Here is a 16679-nt window from a genome sequence, read left to right on the forward strand (position 1 = left end):
GGACCGCTAACCTTTTAGCAAGTAGATCGCGCTGCCGCCGAGCAGGAGAGCCATGGCGCGATTGAAAAGCCGCACGCGCGACGGCTCGTACAAATGCCGGCGCAGCAACGTTCCCGCCACCGCCCAGCAAGAAAGCGACGCATAGCAAATCGCGAAATATAGCGCCGTAAAGCGCCACACCATGAGGCTGTCGCCGTTCGCTGCGTAAGCGCCCATCCCAGCTATAGACGCGAGCCATGCTTTCGGGTTGAGCCATTGCATCACCGCGCCCGACACGAGCGATGGTCTGTCATCGCTGTGGTCGGCGGTGAGCGTACCGTCGTCGCGGGCGAGCTGCCAGGCCATGTACAACAAGAACGCGACGCCCGCCCACTGAATGACGTGCGTCAATTGCGGCCAGCGCGCAAGAATCCGGTGGAGACCAAGGCCGACCAGCAAAAGCAGCAATGTGAAGCCAACTGTCGCGCTGCTTACATGCAGCATCGCGGCACGGGCTCCGCGGCGCACGCCAGTGCTTAACGCAACAATGTTGACCGGACCCGGAGTAATTGAACAGGCAAGCGCGAACGCTGACATCGACAAGAGCTGATTCATGTGGTTTTCGGAAGTGAACGACGATCCGAAGGTAGGCGATCAGCAACTGGGTGTATTGAATAAAATCACCCTGCGCGGCCCACTTGCCACGTGCGGTATCGTCAGTCGATGCCTGGAGCAGCGCTATATTCCCTCACCTGCGCCACGAACCGGTGTTCGCCGAATGCCTTCCCGGCACCCGGCGAGCCTGCAAGTCCTGAAGCGTCACCGCGTCAACGCTGTTTTTCCAGCTTCACGATGGTCAGGGTGCCGTTGACGTTTTCGACGCGAACCTTGACCTTGTCGCCCTCGTGGATCTGCTTGATCATCGCAGCATCCTTCGCCTTGAATGCCATCGTCATCGGCGGCATGCCAACGTTGTCCAACGCGCCGTGCTTCAGCGTGACCATGCCAGTCTCAGGGTCCACCTTCCTGACCTCAGCATCGGTGAGTACGGTCTTCGAAGACGTCCTGGAAACCGGCGGCGTGGACATGTTCATGCCAGCCATGTCATCTCCCGCGAACACCGGCGCAGCAACGATGGCACAAAGAACAGCAGACGCAACAATCAACTTCTTCATTGGGTTTCTCCAGTTTGAGTAGATGGCACTTTCGCGCCGGAAAGTACTGCATGGCGAAAACGGTCAGCGTTGGCCTGTCTTGCGCGACGGCGCTGTAACAGGAACCAGGCGGCCGGAATAACGAACATCGACAGCAGCGGCGCCGTGACCATGCCGCCGACCATCGGCGCGGCAATGCGCTGCATGACTTCCGAGCCGGCACCGTGTCCGACCATGATGGGTATAAGACCGGCGAGCACGACTGCGACCGTCATTGCCTTGGGTCGCACGCGCAATACGGCGCCTTCGCGAATCGCATCGAACAGAAGTGCCTCGGTCAGCGGTTCACCGGCCTCCAGCCTGCGATTCAGCGCACCCTTCAGGTACAGCAGCATCACGACGCCGAACTCTGCTGCCACGCCGGCGAGCGCGATGAATCCCACTGATGTCGCGACCGACACGGCATGTCCCAGCATCCAGATGAGCCAGAAACCGCCGACCAGCGCGAATGGCACCGTCGACATCAGCAGCAGCGCGTCTGCCGCCGAATTGAAGGTCAGGAACAACAGCACGAAGATGACGACGAGCGTCACGGGGATGACGGTGCGCAACTTCGCCGCCGCACGCTCCAGGTACTCGAACTGACCAGACCACGCAATTGAATACCCTGGCGGCAACACCACCTTCGCCGCTACGGCACGTTGCATCGCTTTCACGGCCGACTGCAGGTCCGTATTGCGAATATCGACATAGACAAAACCAGAAAGCCGCGCATTCTCACTGCGAATCGCCGGCGGGCCGTCGGCAATGACGATATGCGCGACATCGCCGAGCTGGATTTGCGCGCCCCGGTCCGTGACGACCGGCAACTGGCGCAGCTTGTCGAGCGAATCCCGGATCTCGCGTGGATAGCGGATGTTGATGGGAAACCGCTCACGGCCAGCAATGACCTCGCCGACATTTTCTCCACCCACCGCCGACGATACGACCGACTGGATGTCTGCCACCGCAAGTCCATAGCGCGCGGCCGCAAGCCGGTCGATATCGACGTCGATGTACCGGCCGCCGTTCAGGCGTTCGGCGAGCGCGGAGGTCACGCCTGGCACATCCTTCACCGCCGCCTCCACTTGCGCCGCGACCGCGTCGATTTGCGTGAGGTCGGGTCCTGAAATCTTGACCCCGACTGGAGTCTTGATGCCCGTCGACAGCATGTCGAGGCGGTTACGGATAGGCGGAACCCATACATTCGACAGACCCGGCACCTTCACCGTCCGGTCCAGTTCATCGACCAGTTTTTCCGGCGTCATGCCGGGTCGCCACTGGCTGCGCGGTTTGAACTGAATCGTCGTCTCGAACATCTCGAGACCCGGCGCGGGGTCCGTCGCGGTATCGGCGCGTCCCGACTTGCCGAACACGGTCGCCACTTCCGGTACCGTCTTGATGAGCCGGTCGGTCTGCTGCAGCAGCTCGCTCGCTTTCCCGGTCGAAATGCCCGGCAGCGCGGTCGGCATGTACAACAGGTCGCCCTCGTCGAGCTGCGGCAGGAATTCTCCCCCGAGACGCGAAACCGGGACCATGGTGGCAGCCAGTGCGACCACGGCGACTCCAATCGCGAGCCATGGACGTCGAAGCGTTGCCTCAAGCAGCGGCTTGTAGAGTCGAATCAGCACGCGATTGATGGGGTTGGCATTTTCATGCGGAATGCGGCCCCGGATGAGATAGCCCATCAGCACGGGCACGAGTGTCACGGACAGCCCGGCAGCGGCCGCAATCGTGTACGTCTTCGTGAACGCCAGCGGCGAGACGAGCTTCCCTTCCTGTCCTTCCAGCGAGAACACCGGGATAAAAGACAGCGTAATGATGAGCAGCGAGAAGAACAGCGCGGGCCCTACCTCGGCGGCGGATGTCGCAATGAGTTCCCAGCGTTGCGCGGCCGTCAATACCGTGCCGGGAAACTCATGATCGAATGCCTCCAGGTGCTTGTGCGCGTTCTCTATCATCACGATGGCGGCGTCAATCATCGCGCCGATGGCAATCGCAATGCCGCCGAGCGACATCAGGTTCGCATTGACGCCCTGGTAGCGCATCACGATGAACGCCGCGAGTACGCCGAGCGGCAGCGACAGGATGGCCACGAATGCGCTGCGCAGGTGAAGCAGGAATACCGCACAGACGAGCCCGACGACAATGAACTCCTCGATAAGTTTGTCCTTGAGGTTGTCCACCGCGCGCTCGATGAGCTGCGAGCGGTCGTAGGTTGTGACAACCTCGACACCAGGCGGCAGCGACCGCTTCAGGTCAGCCAGTTTCGCTTTCACCGCCTCGATGGTCGTCAAGGCGTTTTTGCCCGAACGCATGACGATGACGCCGCCCGCGACTTCGCCCTCGCCGTTCAGCTCGGCGATGCCACGACGCGTCTCGGGCCCGATCTGGATGCGCGCCACGTTGCCGAGCAGGACGGGCGTACCCGCGTCGTTCGTGCGCAGCACAATGTTGCGGAAGTCATCAAGTGAATGAAGGTAGCCGGAAGAGCGGACCACGTACTCCGACTCCGCCATCTCGACGACCGAGCCACCCGATTCCTGATTCGCCTTGCTGAGCGCGTCGGCCACCGCTGCCTGCGTGATGCCGTATGCGCGCAGCCTGTCGGGGTCGAGCACGACCTGGTACTGGCGGACCATCCCGCCGATGCTTGCAACCTCCGAAACGTCCGGCACCGACTTCAGCTCGAACTTCAGGAACCAGTCGTTCAATGCGCGCAGTTGTCCGAGGTCGTGCTGTCCGGTCCTGTCGACGAGTGCGTACTCGTACACCCAGCCCACGCCGGTCGCGTCGGGCCCCAGCGAGACCGTCGCCCCCGGCGGCAGACGGCTTTGCACCTGGTTCAGGTATTCGAGCACGCGTGAGCGCGCCCAGTACTGGTCGGTCCTGTCATCGAACAGCACGTAGACAAACGCATCGCCGAACGAAGAGTACGCGCGAATGGCTTTCGCCCCCGGCACGCCAAGCAGCGTCGTGGTGAGCGGATACGTCACCTGATCTTCGATGACCTGGGGTGCCTTGCCCGGGTACGACGCCTTGATGATGACCTGGGTATCGGACAGGTCGGGCAGCGCATCGAGCGGTGTTTCGGTCACCGAGTAGACGCCCCACGCCGTGACGAGCACCGTCGCGAGCAATACCAGGAACCGGTTGTGAATGGACCAGCGAATGAGGCGCGCAATCATTTGGCACCTCCAACGGGTTCGACCTTCGTGAGCTGGTAGCCATCGTCCGTTTGCCGGAACACGAAATGCACCGTCTCGCCCGCTTTCACTTCAGGGAACGCATTGGGCGAAGGCTTGTTGAACGCCATCGTCATCGCGCCCCAGCCAAGCGTCGGAACAGGTTGATGCGAAAACGTCATGTCATTCGGCGTGACCTTTTCGACCTTCCCCGTGGTCTCGTAAGTCTGAGTCGCGGCAGGGGTAGAGGCTGCAGCGGAACCGGTCGTGGAGGTGGGGCCGGTTGCCCCCGATGCTGAACCACTTTCCAGCCTCGGCAGAACCGATTTCAGACTGGCTTCGGAATCAATGAGGAACTGACCGGAAGCAACGACCGTGTCGCCGTCGCTCAGACCGCTTAACACCTCAGTTTCATTGCCGACATCGTTGCCAACCGTGACCGTAACGGGCTGCAGGCGGCCATCACTGTTCCTCGCGATGACGACGGAGCGCTTGCCTGTAGCGATGACTGCCTCGGATGGGACGAGCAGACGCGAGACCGCCTTCTGTCCACCGACACGCACACGCATCAGCATGCCGGGCGTGAGCTTCAGCGCGGTGTTGTCGATTTCGAGGCGTGCCTGCAGCGTGCGGCTGCTGGTGCTGATGCCGGGCAGGATTTCGCGAATCTGTCCGTTGAAATGCTGAGCAGGATCACCCGCGAACGTCGCATCCACCGTCATGCCGGGCTGCACGCTCAATGCAAGCGCCTCAGGGATTTCAACGATCAGCCACAGTTTTGACAGACCGGCGACCTTCGCGAGCGTCTGCCCCGGCACCACCATCGCGCCATCCCTGACGTTCAGTTCGCTCACGACGCCAGTTTCCGGCGATGACAGCACGACATGTGTCTGCGCCTTGCCGGTCCGCTCCAGGGCCGCGACGACGCCGTCTGGAATCGACAGCGCACGCATACGCGCGCGGGACGCTTCCAGCATGCTGCTGTCCGTCCCGCCGCGCCTGAGCGCGAGGTACTCTTCCTGCGGCGCCAGCCAGTCGGGTACGAACAGCGACGCAATCGGCGCCCCCTTCGCAATCCGCTGCATCGGTGCGCTGGCGTACAGGCGGTCGATGTAACCCGTGACGCGCGACTGCACGACATCTGACCGCGATTCGTCGAACTGCGTGGTGCCGACGGCGTCGAATCCTTCCGTAGTGTCCTGCCGGTGTACGGTCGCGAAACGGATGCCCAGATTCTGCTGGAGGCCCGGGTCAATCTTGATGCCGGTGGCTCCGCCGCCTTCATCGGCGTAGACCGGCTCGAGTTGCATCTCCATGAAAGGCGACTTGCCGGGTTTGTCGAAATGCTGGCTCGGCACCATCGGGTCATGCCAGTACAGCACCTTGTGTCCTGTCTTCGGGTCAACCTTGTCGCCGGACGGTGTTGCCTCCGGCGCGCTTGTGCCATTTGTCGCCAGACGATGTGTACCGGCGACATAGCCGGCACCGAGCAGCGCCGCTGCGGCAAACACCATGAGGGCCGCGCGTGCCAGTTGTTGCTTTTGCATGCTGTTCTCCTTCACTGACTGACGGGCATCGACGCGGACATCGAGGCGGGCACGACCTGGTATTCGAGCTGCGCCCAGGTTTGCGACACATCGCGCTGCAGGTCGAGCACCTGAAGTTCAGCGTCGAGCTGCGCACGCCTCGCAGCGAAGGTATCGGCCAGCGAGCCAGTACCTGCCTTGTATGCGGCAGCAGCCAGTTGCACGCGCTGGTCCGCAGCCGGGAGCAGGGAGTGGGTGAGACTGGTCACGCGTTCGCGACCGCTCGCGAGGGTGGCTGACTGCGTGCGGATGTCCGCTTCGACCTGCCGCTGCGCGTCCTCGTACATCAGCCGCGCCTTGGTGCCCAGTTCAGCTTTCTCTGCTGCGTCCCGGTCCTGGTAGCTCTTGCGATGGATGGGCAGCGGGATGCTGACGCCAACCGACACCATGTTCGAGTACGCCCCGCCGCGCTGCTGGTAAGCGACTTCCCACGTCCAGTTGGGGCTTCGGTTACTGTTCGCGACGGCCGTATCGGCATCGGCGACGGCAATGTCCCGGGATGCTGCGACGAGCACCGGCTGCACCTCACGCAGTTCCTCCGGCGGCAGTGATGACACAGATGACTGTGGCGCCGGCGGCTCGCCGGTCACGTCTGAAACGGGCATTGCCGTCCAGCGGGACAGGCCGATGAGCGCGGTCTGCAATGTCTGTTGGGCCTTGAGCAACTGGTCCTGGGTCTGCGCGAGCATCGCCCGGGCCTGCGTTACATCGGCGGCAGTCGCTTTCGCTCCACGATAAGACGCTCTCGTCGCATCCAGCTCATGGGTCATGTGGTCAACGAGTTCCTGCTGCAGCGAAACGGCCTTCTTTGCATAAACCGCGCTCAACCAGGCCGTGGCCGTTTGCTGGCGGGTGTTCGCGAGCTGGCCGAGGTAGCCTGCCCGCTCGCGGTCCACTACCTCGTTCGCCAAGGCGGACCGGAGTCGGCGCTTGTCGCCCGACACCCATTCCTGCTCGATGCCGATACGGCGCATCGTCATGAAATCCTGGCCAACTGTGAATTTCTGCTGCCCGGTCACAGGCAGGTTGTCGACGCCGGCTTTGAGCGTCGGGTCGGGCAACTGGCCGGCCCGGACGGCCGCTTCCGAACTGGCGCGTACCGAAGCCTGTGCAGCCCCCATGGCGGCGGAGCGGTCCGTAGCGGCCTGAAGTGCCGCATCAAGCGTCACGGGTGTTTCCTGAGCGTACGCAGCGACGCTCGTGAGAATCAGCGCGGCAAAAAGTGAATGCGCGCGCAGTGGTGCACGCCGGCATGACGGCGTGCCAATGGTCATAGGCATGTTCTAACCCCAACGGCGGACTCCCACAGGGAATCCACGTCCTGGACGCAGGACGACCTCGCCGCAAATGCGGCGAACCTGTCAGCAGGGATTAGATGGCGCGAGGAGGTCGCCAGAGACCGGCCGGTTCACGGACGGTGAGCGACTGTGCGTAGTGGAATACGACGGGGTTGGACAGTCCGGCGGGACGGGTTATCTCGATGCGCGACGCCGGGTGATACAGGCTGCCCAGTTGACATTGAGCCGTTGCCTTGCAGAAGAAGCCTTTGGCTTTTCCCGGTTGAGAAGATTTCATCATCTCGCAGCTGGGCATCTCCGAAGACATCGCACCGCCATCCTCGGAACCCATGCTCATCTGCATCGGACAGGCTCCAGTCAAGCCGCTGGCTGCCAGCCCACTGATGGGCAGCACAGCGCAAAGCAGCAGGAGGAGCAATGTCCGGAGAAATTTCATGGCCCAGAGTATAGCCGAGCTATCTTGAGCATGTTCGTGCTCACGTTTCCACGGCCTCAATGTCGTGAATCCGTTATCTTCTAACGCTTCCGCTTCCGCGCATCGACGTGCCCCGTTTCTTTGCGGCTGCCCGTTGGCCTCGCCATGCATGCCGTGTATGACGCACCCCGCGTGCGATAATCACATCACGCTTATTTCCGGCGACGCCACCACTTTGATTTGCTACAGCCTTGAACGCGTTTAGTGTATCGCTTGATCGTGCGACCGACTTCGACGAAGTCATCGACGTCCGGACTCCACTCGAGTTCGCTGAAGACCATATCCCCGACGCCTTGAACGCTCCCGTGCTATCCAACGAGGAGCGCGTCACGATCGGTACCATGTACAAGCAGGTGTCTCCCTTCGAAGCGACACGACTTGGCGCCGCATTGGTGGCCCGCAATATCGCGAAGCATCTGGAGACGACTTTCGCGGATCGTCCACGCAACTGGCGGCCACTGATCTATTGCTGGCGCGGCGGCAAGCGCTCAGCTTCGATGACGACGTGGTTTAACATGATCGGTTGGCGTGCACGTCAGCTGGAGGGCGGCTACAAGAGCTATCGGCGCGATGTTGTCGCGGCACTCGAAACGCTGCCGCAGCGGTACCGTTATATGGTTCTGACGGGCAATACAGGAAGTGGCAAGACGCGTCTGCTGCAGGCACTTGCCGAGGCCAACGCGCAGACCCTGGATCTCGAGGCACTCGCATGCCATCGGGGGTCGGTTCTCGGCTTGCCGCCTCACGGCCAGCAGCCCTCGCAAAAGGCATTCGACTCCGCTCTGGTTGCCGAATTCCGCCGCCTCGACGCCAACCGGCCGGTCTTCATCGAAGCGGAAAGCCGAAGGATCGGCACGCTCTCATTGCCGGCAGCGCTGACCGATCAGATCCATGACGGAACGTGTGTCAGTCTCGAAACTACACGCGACGACCGCATCCGGTTGCTTCTCGACGACTACGCGCACCTGTTTGAGAACGTCGATCTGTTCAAGTCGCAACTCTCGAAGCTCGCAGGCCTGCATAGTCATGCCCGAATCCGCGAATGGCACACGTTGCTGTACGAAGGACGCAGGAAAGAACTCTTTGAGCAGTTGATCGACCTGCACTACGATCCCGCGTACGCGCGCAGCACCGGCAAGAACTTCGCGAAACTGGCCGACGCGACACGCTTTACGCTGCGCCCCGTCGATGCCGACATTCTCGAACAGGCGCGGACGCTGCTCGCACGCCTTTCCTGACTCAACCGGATCAGTGAAGCCTGGATGGAACGATGGGTTCTCGTGCCGGCGTTCGCTGACCTGCAGGATCCTGTCCAACTGGCTCCAGCGCATCAATGCCTGTGTCAGCATCCCGGCTGAGCATCGCTCGCGCCGTCTTCATGTCGAGCGCACCCTCCCATCGCGCGACCACAATGGTCGCAACGCCGTTGCCAATCAGATTTGTGACTGCCCGGGCCTCGTTGAGGAAGCGGTCAACGCCCAGTAACAACACCAACCCGGACACAGGAATCTTGTGCATCGTGGCCAGGGTGGCAGCCAATGCGACGAATCCGGCTCCGGCCACACCTGCGGAACCCTTGGAGGTCAGCAAGAGCACGCCCATCACGAGTAACTGATCCCAGATCGTCAGGTGAATATTCATGGCTTGCGCAATGAACATAGTCGCCATCGTCAGATAAATGGCGGTTCCATCGGCATTGAACGTGTAACCCGTGGGCAACACCATCCCGACGACAGGTCGCGAGCAGCCCATCTTCTCCATTTTGATGAGCATCTGCGGCAGAACCGCTTCGGTCGACGCGGTGCCGAGCGTGATGAGGATTTCGTCCTTGATGTAGCTGAGAAACTTCCACAGCGAAAGTCCACACATGCGCATGACGACGCCGAGCACGACGACCACAAAGAAGATTGAGGTCAGGTAAAGGCAGAGCATCAATTGACCGAATGATGCCAACGTGCCAATTCCATACTTGCCGATGGTGAATGCCATGCCGCCAAAAGCGCCGACGGGTGCGACATACATCACAATTCGAACCACGCCAAACATGCCCTGCAGGAACATGTCGAGCATGTCGACAAACGGCGCTGTGCGCGGGCCCAGCCTGGCAAGGGCGATTGCGAGCAGGAGCGAAAAGAAGATGATCGGCAGAATCTCCCCATTCGCGAACGCGCCGACAATGCTGTTCGGGACGATACTCATGAAGAAATCGAGCATCCCGTGCTGTTGCGCCGCATGGGTGTAACTGGCAATGGCCGAACTGTCGATATGGGCGGGATCGATGTTCATGCCGCTGCCGGGCTTGATGATATTGACGACCACAAGGCCAATCGCAAGCGCAATCGTCGATGCGACCTCGAAGTAAAGAACCGCTTTGACGCCAACGCGCCCAGCCTGATGAAGGTCGCTCATGCGGGCAATGCCGACAACGACCGACGCGAAGATGATCGGAGCAAGCAACATCCGGATCAGTTTGATGAACAGATCCCCGAGCGGCTTGAGCTGAGAGCCAATGTCCGGATACAGATGCCCGACGAGGATGCCGGCAATGATCCCGATAAGAACCTGTACGTAGAGCCTGGAAAGACATTTTCCGATCTTTGAAACCCGCATGACTGTCTCCTATGCGTGGCGTCTTCTAATAAAATCGGGCGCGCACCCGCAGCGGGGACAACCGCTGCGGTCAGCACGGCCGGATTTCGCCTGCGTCTTTTTCAGGTTTTTATGGACGCTGCGCCGACGCTCAGGGTCGGCGCGGTTGTGGGCTGACCGCTTATGCGGACAGCTTTCGCATCTCGGCAAAGAGATCGGCCTTTCCTTCAAAGCCGATCCCGGGCAGGTCGGGCATGGTGATGTAACCGCTTTCAACCTTGACACCGTCGGGAAATCCGCCGTACGGCTGAAACAGATCCGGATAGGATTCGTTGCCGCCCAGCCCCAGGCCAGCCGCGATGTTCAACGACATCTGGTGGCCGCCGTGCGGAATGCAGCGGCTCGGCGACCACCCGTGCTGACGCAGCATGTCGAGCGTACGCAGGTACTCAACCAGTCCATAGCTCAACGCGCAGTCGAACTGCAACCAGTCGCGGTCGGGGCGCATGCCGCCATAGCGGATGAGGTTGCGAGCGTCCTGCATCGAGAACAGGTCTTCGCCGGTCGCCATCGGCTTGTCGTAGTAGTTGCGCAGCGTAGCTTGCAGCTCGAAGTCGAGTGGATCGCCGGGTTCCTCGTACCAGAAGAGGTCGTACTGCGACAGCGCCTTCGCGTATTGAATGGCCGTATCGAGATCGAATCTCCCGTTGGCATCGACGGCCAGCTTCTGGCCGTCGCCGAGCACGCTCAGGATCGAATCGATGCGGCGCAGGTCTTCATCGAGCGATGCACCGCCGATTTTCTTCTTCACGACCGTGTAGCCCCGGTCGATATAGCTGCGCATTTCGTCCTTGAGCTTTTCGTGATCCTGGCCCGGATAGTAGTAACCGCCGGCGGCGTACACAAAGATCCTGCGGTCGGGCTGACCATTGCCGTAACGATCCGCCAGCAACTGGAAGAGCGGCTTGCCTTCGATCTTTGCCACGGCATCCCATACCGCCATGTCAATCGTTCCGATGGCGACCGAACGCTCGCCGTGACCGCCGGGCTTCTCGTTCGTAAACATCGCGGCCCAGATCCTGTGCGGATCGAGGTTGTCGCCAGCATCGTTGACGAGTGTGGCCGGGTCGGCTTCGAGCAGGCGCGGAATGAACCGCTCGCGCATCAACTTGCCCTGGCCATAGCGGCCGTTTGAGTTGAAGCCGTATCCGACCACCGGCTTGCCGTCGCGAATGACGTCCGTCACCACGGCGACAAGGCTCAGCGTCATCTTGCTGAAGTCGATATAGGCATTGCGGATCGGTGAACTGATCGGCACGGTCTTTTCGCGAATCTCAACGATTCTCATGGATGTCTCCTGATAGCATCGCGCGTTGTCGATGCAACGGGCTGTAGGAGTCGCTAGGTTATTCGCGAAAAGTGGCGCTATGATTCACTGAAAATCACTTCTTTATTAACTTTCAGTGAAAACTGACATCGCCTCCCATCTCGAGTTTTTCGTACTGCTTGCGCGACACGGAAACCTGTCCGCGGCCGCGCGCGAACTCGATCTGACGCCGCCTGCCGCGACCAAACGGCTGGCTCAGCTGGAGGCGCGTCTCGGCGTGCGACTGGTCAACAGGACAACGCGCAGTATTAGCCTGACCACTGAAGGTGAGACCTACCTGCACCACGCGGCGCGGATTCTGGCCGAGGTGCGAGAGATGGAGGATGCCGTTTCGTCCAGCCGGTCGGTGCCGAGGGGACTGCTGCGCGTGAACGCGACGCTGGGGTTCGGGCGTACTACGATCGCCCCGCTCGTCTCCGAGTTCGCGAGGCGTTATCCGCATGTTGAAGTGCAGCTTGACGTCACGGACCGGCCGATCGATCTCGTAGAAAGTGGTGTCGATCTGGCGATCCGCTTCGGTTCGCTGCCCGACAAGCGACTCAATGCGCGGCGCGTCATGTCGAATCGAAGGTTCCTCTGCGCATCGCCGCGATATCTGGAACTGCATGGCACACCTGCGAGTCTTGCCGACCTCTCAGACCACCAGTGCATCATCCACCGTCAGAACGACGATGCTTATGGAGTCTGGCGTCTGATGCATAACGGTCACAGCGAAGTCGTAAAAGTTCAGGGCGCGCTGTCGAGTAACGACGGAGATATCGTCCTCGGCTGGGCGCTGGACGGCCACGGCATATTGGTGCGTTCGGAATGGGATCTTGCGAAGTATCTGGAGAGCGGAAGGCTGCGAATTGTTCTCCCAGAGTTCGTCCAGCCATCGGCGGACCTGTTCGTCTACTACCCGAACAGGCGGAATCAGTCCGCGCGCGCAAGAGCGTTTATTGATTTCCTTGTCGAGCGCTTCAAGATGCCCGTTGCACCTGCTTCACAGGCCGCTTCATTGTAGAAGCCGGATTCGCCTGCCGGCGGTTCGCCCACTCGCGCACCGCTTGCGCGAACAACCTGAGTGCGGTGGGCGGGTGCCGGTTAGCCGGATAGTAAAGACACAAACCCGGAAAGGAAGGACTCCATTCAGGCAGCAGGTGGATGAGCCGGCCCGACGCCACGTGCTCTGCTACGTGCGTTTCCGGGACCCAGGCGATGCCGATACCGGCCAGTGCCGCGTCGACCATCAGATTCAGATTGCCCAGGGTCATTGGCCCGTCGACATCGACGCTCGCGCTTTTGCCGCGATGTTCCAGATCCCAGCGGTACAGCGCGCCGCTCTCGAAGCGGAAACGGATGCACCGGTGCTGCGCCAGATCGTGAGGCGCTTTCGGCAACGCATGGCGCGACAGATAGTCGGGTGATGCCACTGCGGCGAAGCGCATGTCGGGTCCGAACCGGATGGCGATCATATCGCGCGGTACGTCGCCAAGAACGCGTATGCCGGCGTCGAAGCCGTCGGCCACGATATCCACGAGCCGCGTGTCCACGACGAATTCGACATGAATGTCAGGATAGGCATCGAGAAAGTCTGGAAGGACATGGACGACAAGCTGTCTTGCTGCCGCCTCCGAAGCACTGATCCGGATCGAGCCTGACGGCCGGTCGTTTGCCGACGCCACCTGGTTCACCGCCTCTTCGAGATCGGTGATTGCCGGTCTCACGCGAAGCAGAAGCTGCTCCCCCGCTTCCGTCAGCGCGACGGAGCGGGTCGTGCGATTGAACAGCCGTACGCCCAGTCGCGCCTCCAGTCCCCGCATCGAATGGCTCAGCGCTGAAGGCGACACGCCCAGTATGCGTGCAGCCGCGCGAAAGCTTCGCTGGTCAGCGATGGCAATGAAAGCAGTCAGTTCGGACAGGCCAGCGCGCAACATAGTTGAATTTTACTCATCTCCCCGTGCAATGGTAGCCAGATTGTTGAACGGTGTACAGCAACCTACACTGCATGAATTCAATTACGGCCTGGCGCATGTCAGGCGTCGGCAGGCAGCGATGCTCGCGCAGCCAGGGTTCGCCTTCGAAGGCGTGATCGCAGTGCCCGACTCACGGCAAAGCTCTACCTGCGACATTTCAAAGGAAGAAAGAGTATGGAAAAGCGCAAACTGGGAAACAGCGGTCTTGAGGTATCGGCGATCGGCCTTGGCTGCATGGGCCTGAGTTTCGGCTATGGCCCGGCCACTGAAAAGTCGGAAGGCATCAAGCTGATTCGCACCGCTTTCGAGCAGGGCGTCACATTCTTCGACACCGCCGAATGCTATGGCCCGTTCATCAACGAGGAACTGGTCGGCGAGGCCCTTGCGCCCTTTCGCGACCAGGTGGTGATCGCCACGAAGTTTGGCTTCAAGGACGGTGACTCGAGCAAGGGGCTCGACAGCAGCCCTGAGCACATCCGTGCCGTAGCCGAGGCATCGCTGAAGCGTCTGAAGACCGATTGCATCGACCTGTTCTACCAGCATCGTGTCGATCCGAACGTGCCGGTCGAAGAGGTGGCCGGCACCGTCAAGGATCTGATCCAGGAAGGCAAGGTCAGGCACTTCGGTCTGTCCGAAGCGGGCGCGCAGTCGATCCGCCGTGCGCACGCCGTGCAACCGGTGGCGGCATTGCAGAGCGAGTATTCGCTCTGGTGGCGCGAGCCGGAGCAAAGTGTGCTGCCGACTCTCGAAGAACTCGGCATCGGCTTTGTGCCCTTCAGTCCGCTCGGTAAAGGCTTCCTGACCGGCGCGATCGACGCGGACACGACGTTCGACAAAACGGATTTCCGCAACGTCGTACCGCGCTTCTCCGAGGAAAACCGCAAAGCCAATGCGGGCCTCGTCGACGTGCTCGGCAAGATCGCCGACAGCAAGAGCGCCACGCGGGCGCAGATCGCGCTCGCCTGGCTGCTCGCGCAAAAGCCGTGGATCGTGCCGATCCCGGGCACCACCAGACTGCATCGACTCGAAGAGAACGTCGGCGCGGCCGCTGTCGAACTGTCGGCTGACGATCTGTCCGCCATCGAAGCAGCACTGCGGCAGATCAAGGTCGTGGGCGACCGCTACCCGGCGCACCTTCAGCAGCGCGTCGATCGCTAACCTCCCTGCTGCAGCAGCAACAAGAAGGTATCGAAACCATGAGCGGCAACATTGAAGGCAAGGTCGTCGTGATCACGGGCGCGAGCAGTGGCTTAGGCGAGGCGACCGCCCGACATCTGTGCGCACAAGGGGCAAGCGTTGTGCTGGGCGCACGGCGCGTCGACCGCATTCAATCGCTGGCGGATGAGTTGATCCGCGGCGGCGGCAAGGCCGTCGCCGTGGGCACCGACGTCACCCGCTACGACGAGGTCAAGAGACTGGTCGACACAGCGGTGCAGACCTTTGGGCGCGTCGATGTGATGATCAACAATGCCGGGCTGATGCCGCACTCGCCGCTCGAACGGCTCAAGATCGAGGACTGGAACCGGACGATCGACGTGAACATCAAGGGCGTGCTGTACGGCATCGCTGCGGCACTACCCTACATGAAGCAGCAGAAGGGAGGCCACATCATCAATGTCTCGTCGGTAGCCGGGCATAAGGTGCGGCCCGGCAGCGCCGTCTATGCGGCCACCAAAAGTGCCGTGCTCATGCTGTCCGAAGGGCTGCGTCAGGAGGTCAAGCCCTATGACATCCGCACGACCGTGATCTCACCAGGCGCGGTGGACACGGAACTCCCGGACAGCATCACCGAGCCCGATGTCGCCGACAACATCCACAAGTTCTATCAGGCGTACGCGATCCCTGCCGAATCATTCGCGCGTACGGTTAGCTTCGCGATCAGTCAGCCGCCAGAAGTCGATGTGAACGAGATCCTGTTCCGGCCCACGCGCCAGGAACTCTAACTGCGGTGCGATTGCGGTACCCGGGCAACCCTCTTCTGAGGCAGGCGCACGTCCTCTGTGCCGGTGTTCAGGCTTTTCCTGCTATCACTGGGCGCGACCTTACGACAACGCAGTGGGATTCGTGCTCGACGACGCCGCGTACGGGATCGATCGCAAACCCGCCACCTACTTCGCTGGCGCGACCCTCGACGACTTCACCTTCACGAAGCACGCCTGAACCGTGCGGGCGTCGCGGTTGCTCCGCGCGCCTGTGGCCCCGGCGCCGCCGGCAAGCCCGACTGTTCACCGCGACGATCCCATCGGTCGCGCCCGCCTAAGCATTTCATAAGGTTCACCCGCTAAGATCGCCCGGCGGCAGTCTGGGTGTTGCATCGCCTGTGCGCATGGGGTGCGCGACGATTGTGGAACGCTCCAGGCTGCCTGTCATTGATAAAACGTCCCTCAACGCACTCACGACATGAATTCACTCGAAGTGTTCAATCAGGCGCTCTTTCTGATGATCAACGCCACGGCCTCGACGCCCGTGTGGCAAATCGACGTGGCACGGTTGATCGCCGATTACCTCATCTATCTCGTTCCGCTGTCACTCGTAGCGATATGGCTCTCCGGCGACGAGCGTCAGCGCGGCACCGCAGTCCGCGCGTGTTGCGTCACCCTGCTCGCTCTCGGCATTAATCAGATCATTGGCCTTGTCTGGCAACATCCCCGACCGTCGATGATCGGACTCGGCCATACCTTTTTGCCGCACGCGACAGACTCGTCGTTCCCGAGCGACCATGGGACCGTGTTCGCGAGTGTCGCCTTGACCTTGTTGTCAGATGGTCTGCGGCGGTACGGCTTGCTCACGCTGCTGTCCGGTATCGCAGTTGCGTGGGCGCGCGTGTTTGTCGGTGTCCATTTCCCGTTCGATATGGCGGGTGCTGTCGCTGTCGCTTGCGTCGCGTTCCTGTTCATCATGCCGGTCTGGCAGCTGGGCGGCACTGTCGTGATGCGCTGGGTGCTCATGCTGTACCGCAGACTGCTCGCGTGGCCGATTGATCGTGGCTGGCTGCCCTCGTGAAGAATTCCTGACCATGCGGTGAAACTACG

At 61.3% G+C, this 16679-nt stretch carries 14 protein-coding genes; 5 read left to right on the forward strand and 9 right to left on the reverse strand.

Annotated elements, in window-relative coordinates:
- Positions 1–6: 6 nt before the first annotated feature.
- The 6 genes from P3T21_RS09155 to P3T21_RS09180 all read right to left on the reverse strand — a co-directional run bounded on the left by P3T21_RS09155 (position 7) and on the right by P3T21_RS09180 (position 7677).
- Positions 7–594, reverse strand: coding sequence for a LysE family translocator (locus P3T21_RS09155; RefSeq protein WP_429255612.1), 588 nt, complete (start codon positions 592–594; stop codon positions 7–9).
- A 212-nt stretch (positions 595–806) separates the two neighbouring features.
- Entirely contained in the window at positions 807–1154 is a 348-nt protein-coding gene (locus tag P3T21_RS09160) for a copper-binding protein (protein ID WP_429255613.1), read from the reverse strand.
- Positions 1151–4360: an efflux RND transporter permease subunit gene (locus tag P3T21_RS09165; RefSeq protein ID WP_429255614.1), complete on the reverse strand. Its 3210-nt coding sequence runs from the start codon at positions 4358–4360 to the stop codon at positions 1151–1153. Before P3T21_RS09165 ends, P3T21_RS09160 begins: the two co-directional genes overlap by 4 nt.
- Positions 4357–5904, reverse strand: coding sequence for an efflux RND transporter periplasmic adaptor subunit (locus P3T21_RS09170; RefSeq protein ID WP_429255615.1), 1548 nt, complete (start codon positions 5902–5904; stop codon positions 4357–4359). The genes P3T21_RS09165 and P3T21_RS09170 overlap by 4 nt, the downstream gene beginning before the upstream one ends.
- 11 nt (positions 5905–5915) lie before the next feature.
- Positions 5916–7223, reverse strand: a complete 1308-nt coding sequence (locus P3T21_RS09175; protein WP_429255616.1) for a TolC family protein — start codon at positions 7221–7223, stop codon at positions 5916–5918.
- Positions 7224–7314: 91 nt separating this feature from the next.
- Positions 7315–7677 (reverse strand): hypothetical protein, encoded by a 363-nt coding sequence (locus P3T21_RS09180; RefSeq protein ID WP_429255617.1) that lies wholly within the window; start codon positions 7675–7677, stop codon positions 7315–7317.
- 230 nt (positions 7678–7907) lie between these two features.
- On the opposite strand from P3T21_RS09180, the gene mnmH reads away from it, so the two are divergent.
- Complete coding sequence (gene mnmH, locus P3T21_RS09185) at positions 7908–8954, forward strand: tRNA 2-selenouridine(34) synthase MnmH (protein WP_429255618.1); 1047 nt, start codon at positions 7908–7910, stop codon at positions 8952–8954.
- 10 nt (positions 8955–8964) lie between these two features.
- Here mnmH and dctA read toward each other — a convergent pair whose 3' ends face one another.
- Positions 8965–10326, reverse strand: a complete 1362-nt coding sequence (gene dctA / locus P3T21_RS09190; RefSeq protein WP_429255619.1) for a C4-dicarboxylate transporter DctA — start codon at positions 10324–10326, stop codon at positions 8965–8967.
- A 160-nt stretch (positions 10327–10486) separates the two neighbouring features.
- Positions 10487–11653 carry a mandelate racemase/muconate lactonizing enzyme family protein gene (locus P3T21_RS09195; RefSeq protein ID WP_429255620.1) on the reverse strand — a complete coding sequence of 389 codons (1167 nt, stop codon included), beginning with the start codon at positions 11651–11653 and terminating at the stop codon, positions 10487–10489.
- A 115-nt stretch (positions 11654–11768) separates the two neighbouring features.
- On the opposite strand from P3T21_RS09195, the gene P3T21_RS09200 reads away from it, so the two are divergent.
- A complete protein-coding gene (locus P3T21_RS09200) occupies positions 11769–12695 on the forward strand; it encodes a LysR substrate-binding domain-containing protein (RefSeq protein ID WP_429255621.1) in 927 nt (308 codons plus the stop codon).
- Here P3T21_RS09200 and P3T21_RS09205 read toward each other — a convergent pair.
- Positions 12652–13608 (reverse strand): LysR family transcriptional regulator, encoded by a 957-nt coding sequence (locus P3T21_RS09205; protein ID WP_429255622.1) that lies wholly within the window; start codon positions 13606–13608, stop codon positions 12652–12654. The two genes, P3T21_RS09200 and P3T21_RS09205, sit on opposite strands and share 44 nt — an antisense overlap.
- Before the next feature lie 213 nt (positions 13609–13821).
- On the opposite strand from P3T21_RS09205, the gene P3T21_RS09210 reads away from it, so the two are divergent.
- The 3 genes from P3T21_RS09210 to P3T21_RS09220 all read left to right on the forward strand — a co-directional run bounded on the left by P3T21_RS09210 (position 13822) and on the right by P3T21_RS09220 (position 16650).
- Positions 13822–14805, forward strand: coding sequence for an aldo/keto reductase (locus tag P3T21_RS09210; protein ID WP_429255623.1), 984 nt, complete (start codon positions 13822–13824; stop codon positions 14803–14805).
- Between the two features lie 38 nt (positions 14806–14843).
- Complete coding sequence (locus P3T21_RS09215; protein ID WP_429255624.1) at positions 14844–15590, forward strand: SDR family oxidoreductase; 747 nt, start codon at positions 14844–14846, stop codon at positions 15588–15590.
- Between the two features lie 457 nt (positions 15591–16047).
- Positions 16048–16650 (forward strand): phosphatase PAP2 family protein, encoded by a 603-nt coding sequence (locus P3T21_RS09220; protein WP_429255625.1) that lies wholly within the window; start codon positions 16048–16050, stop codon positions 16648–16650.
- Positions 16651–16679: the final 29 nt, after the last annotated feature.

The sequence above is a fragment of the Paraburkholderia sp. GAS334 genome (assembly GCF_050436625.1).
GTDB lineage: Bacteria > Pseudomonadota > Gammaproteobacteria > Burkholderiales > Burkholderiaceae > Paraburkholderia.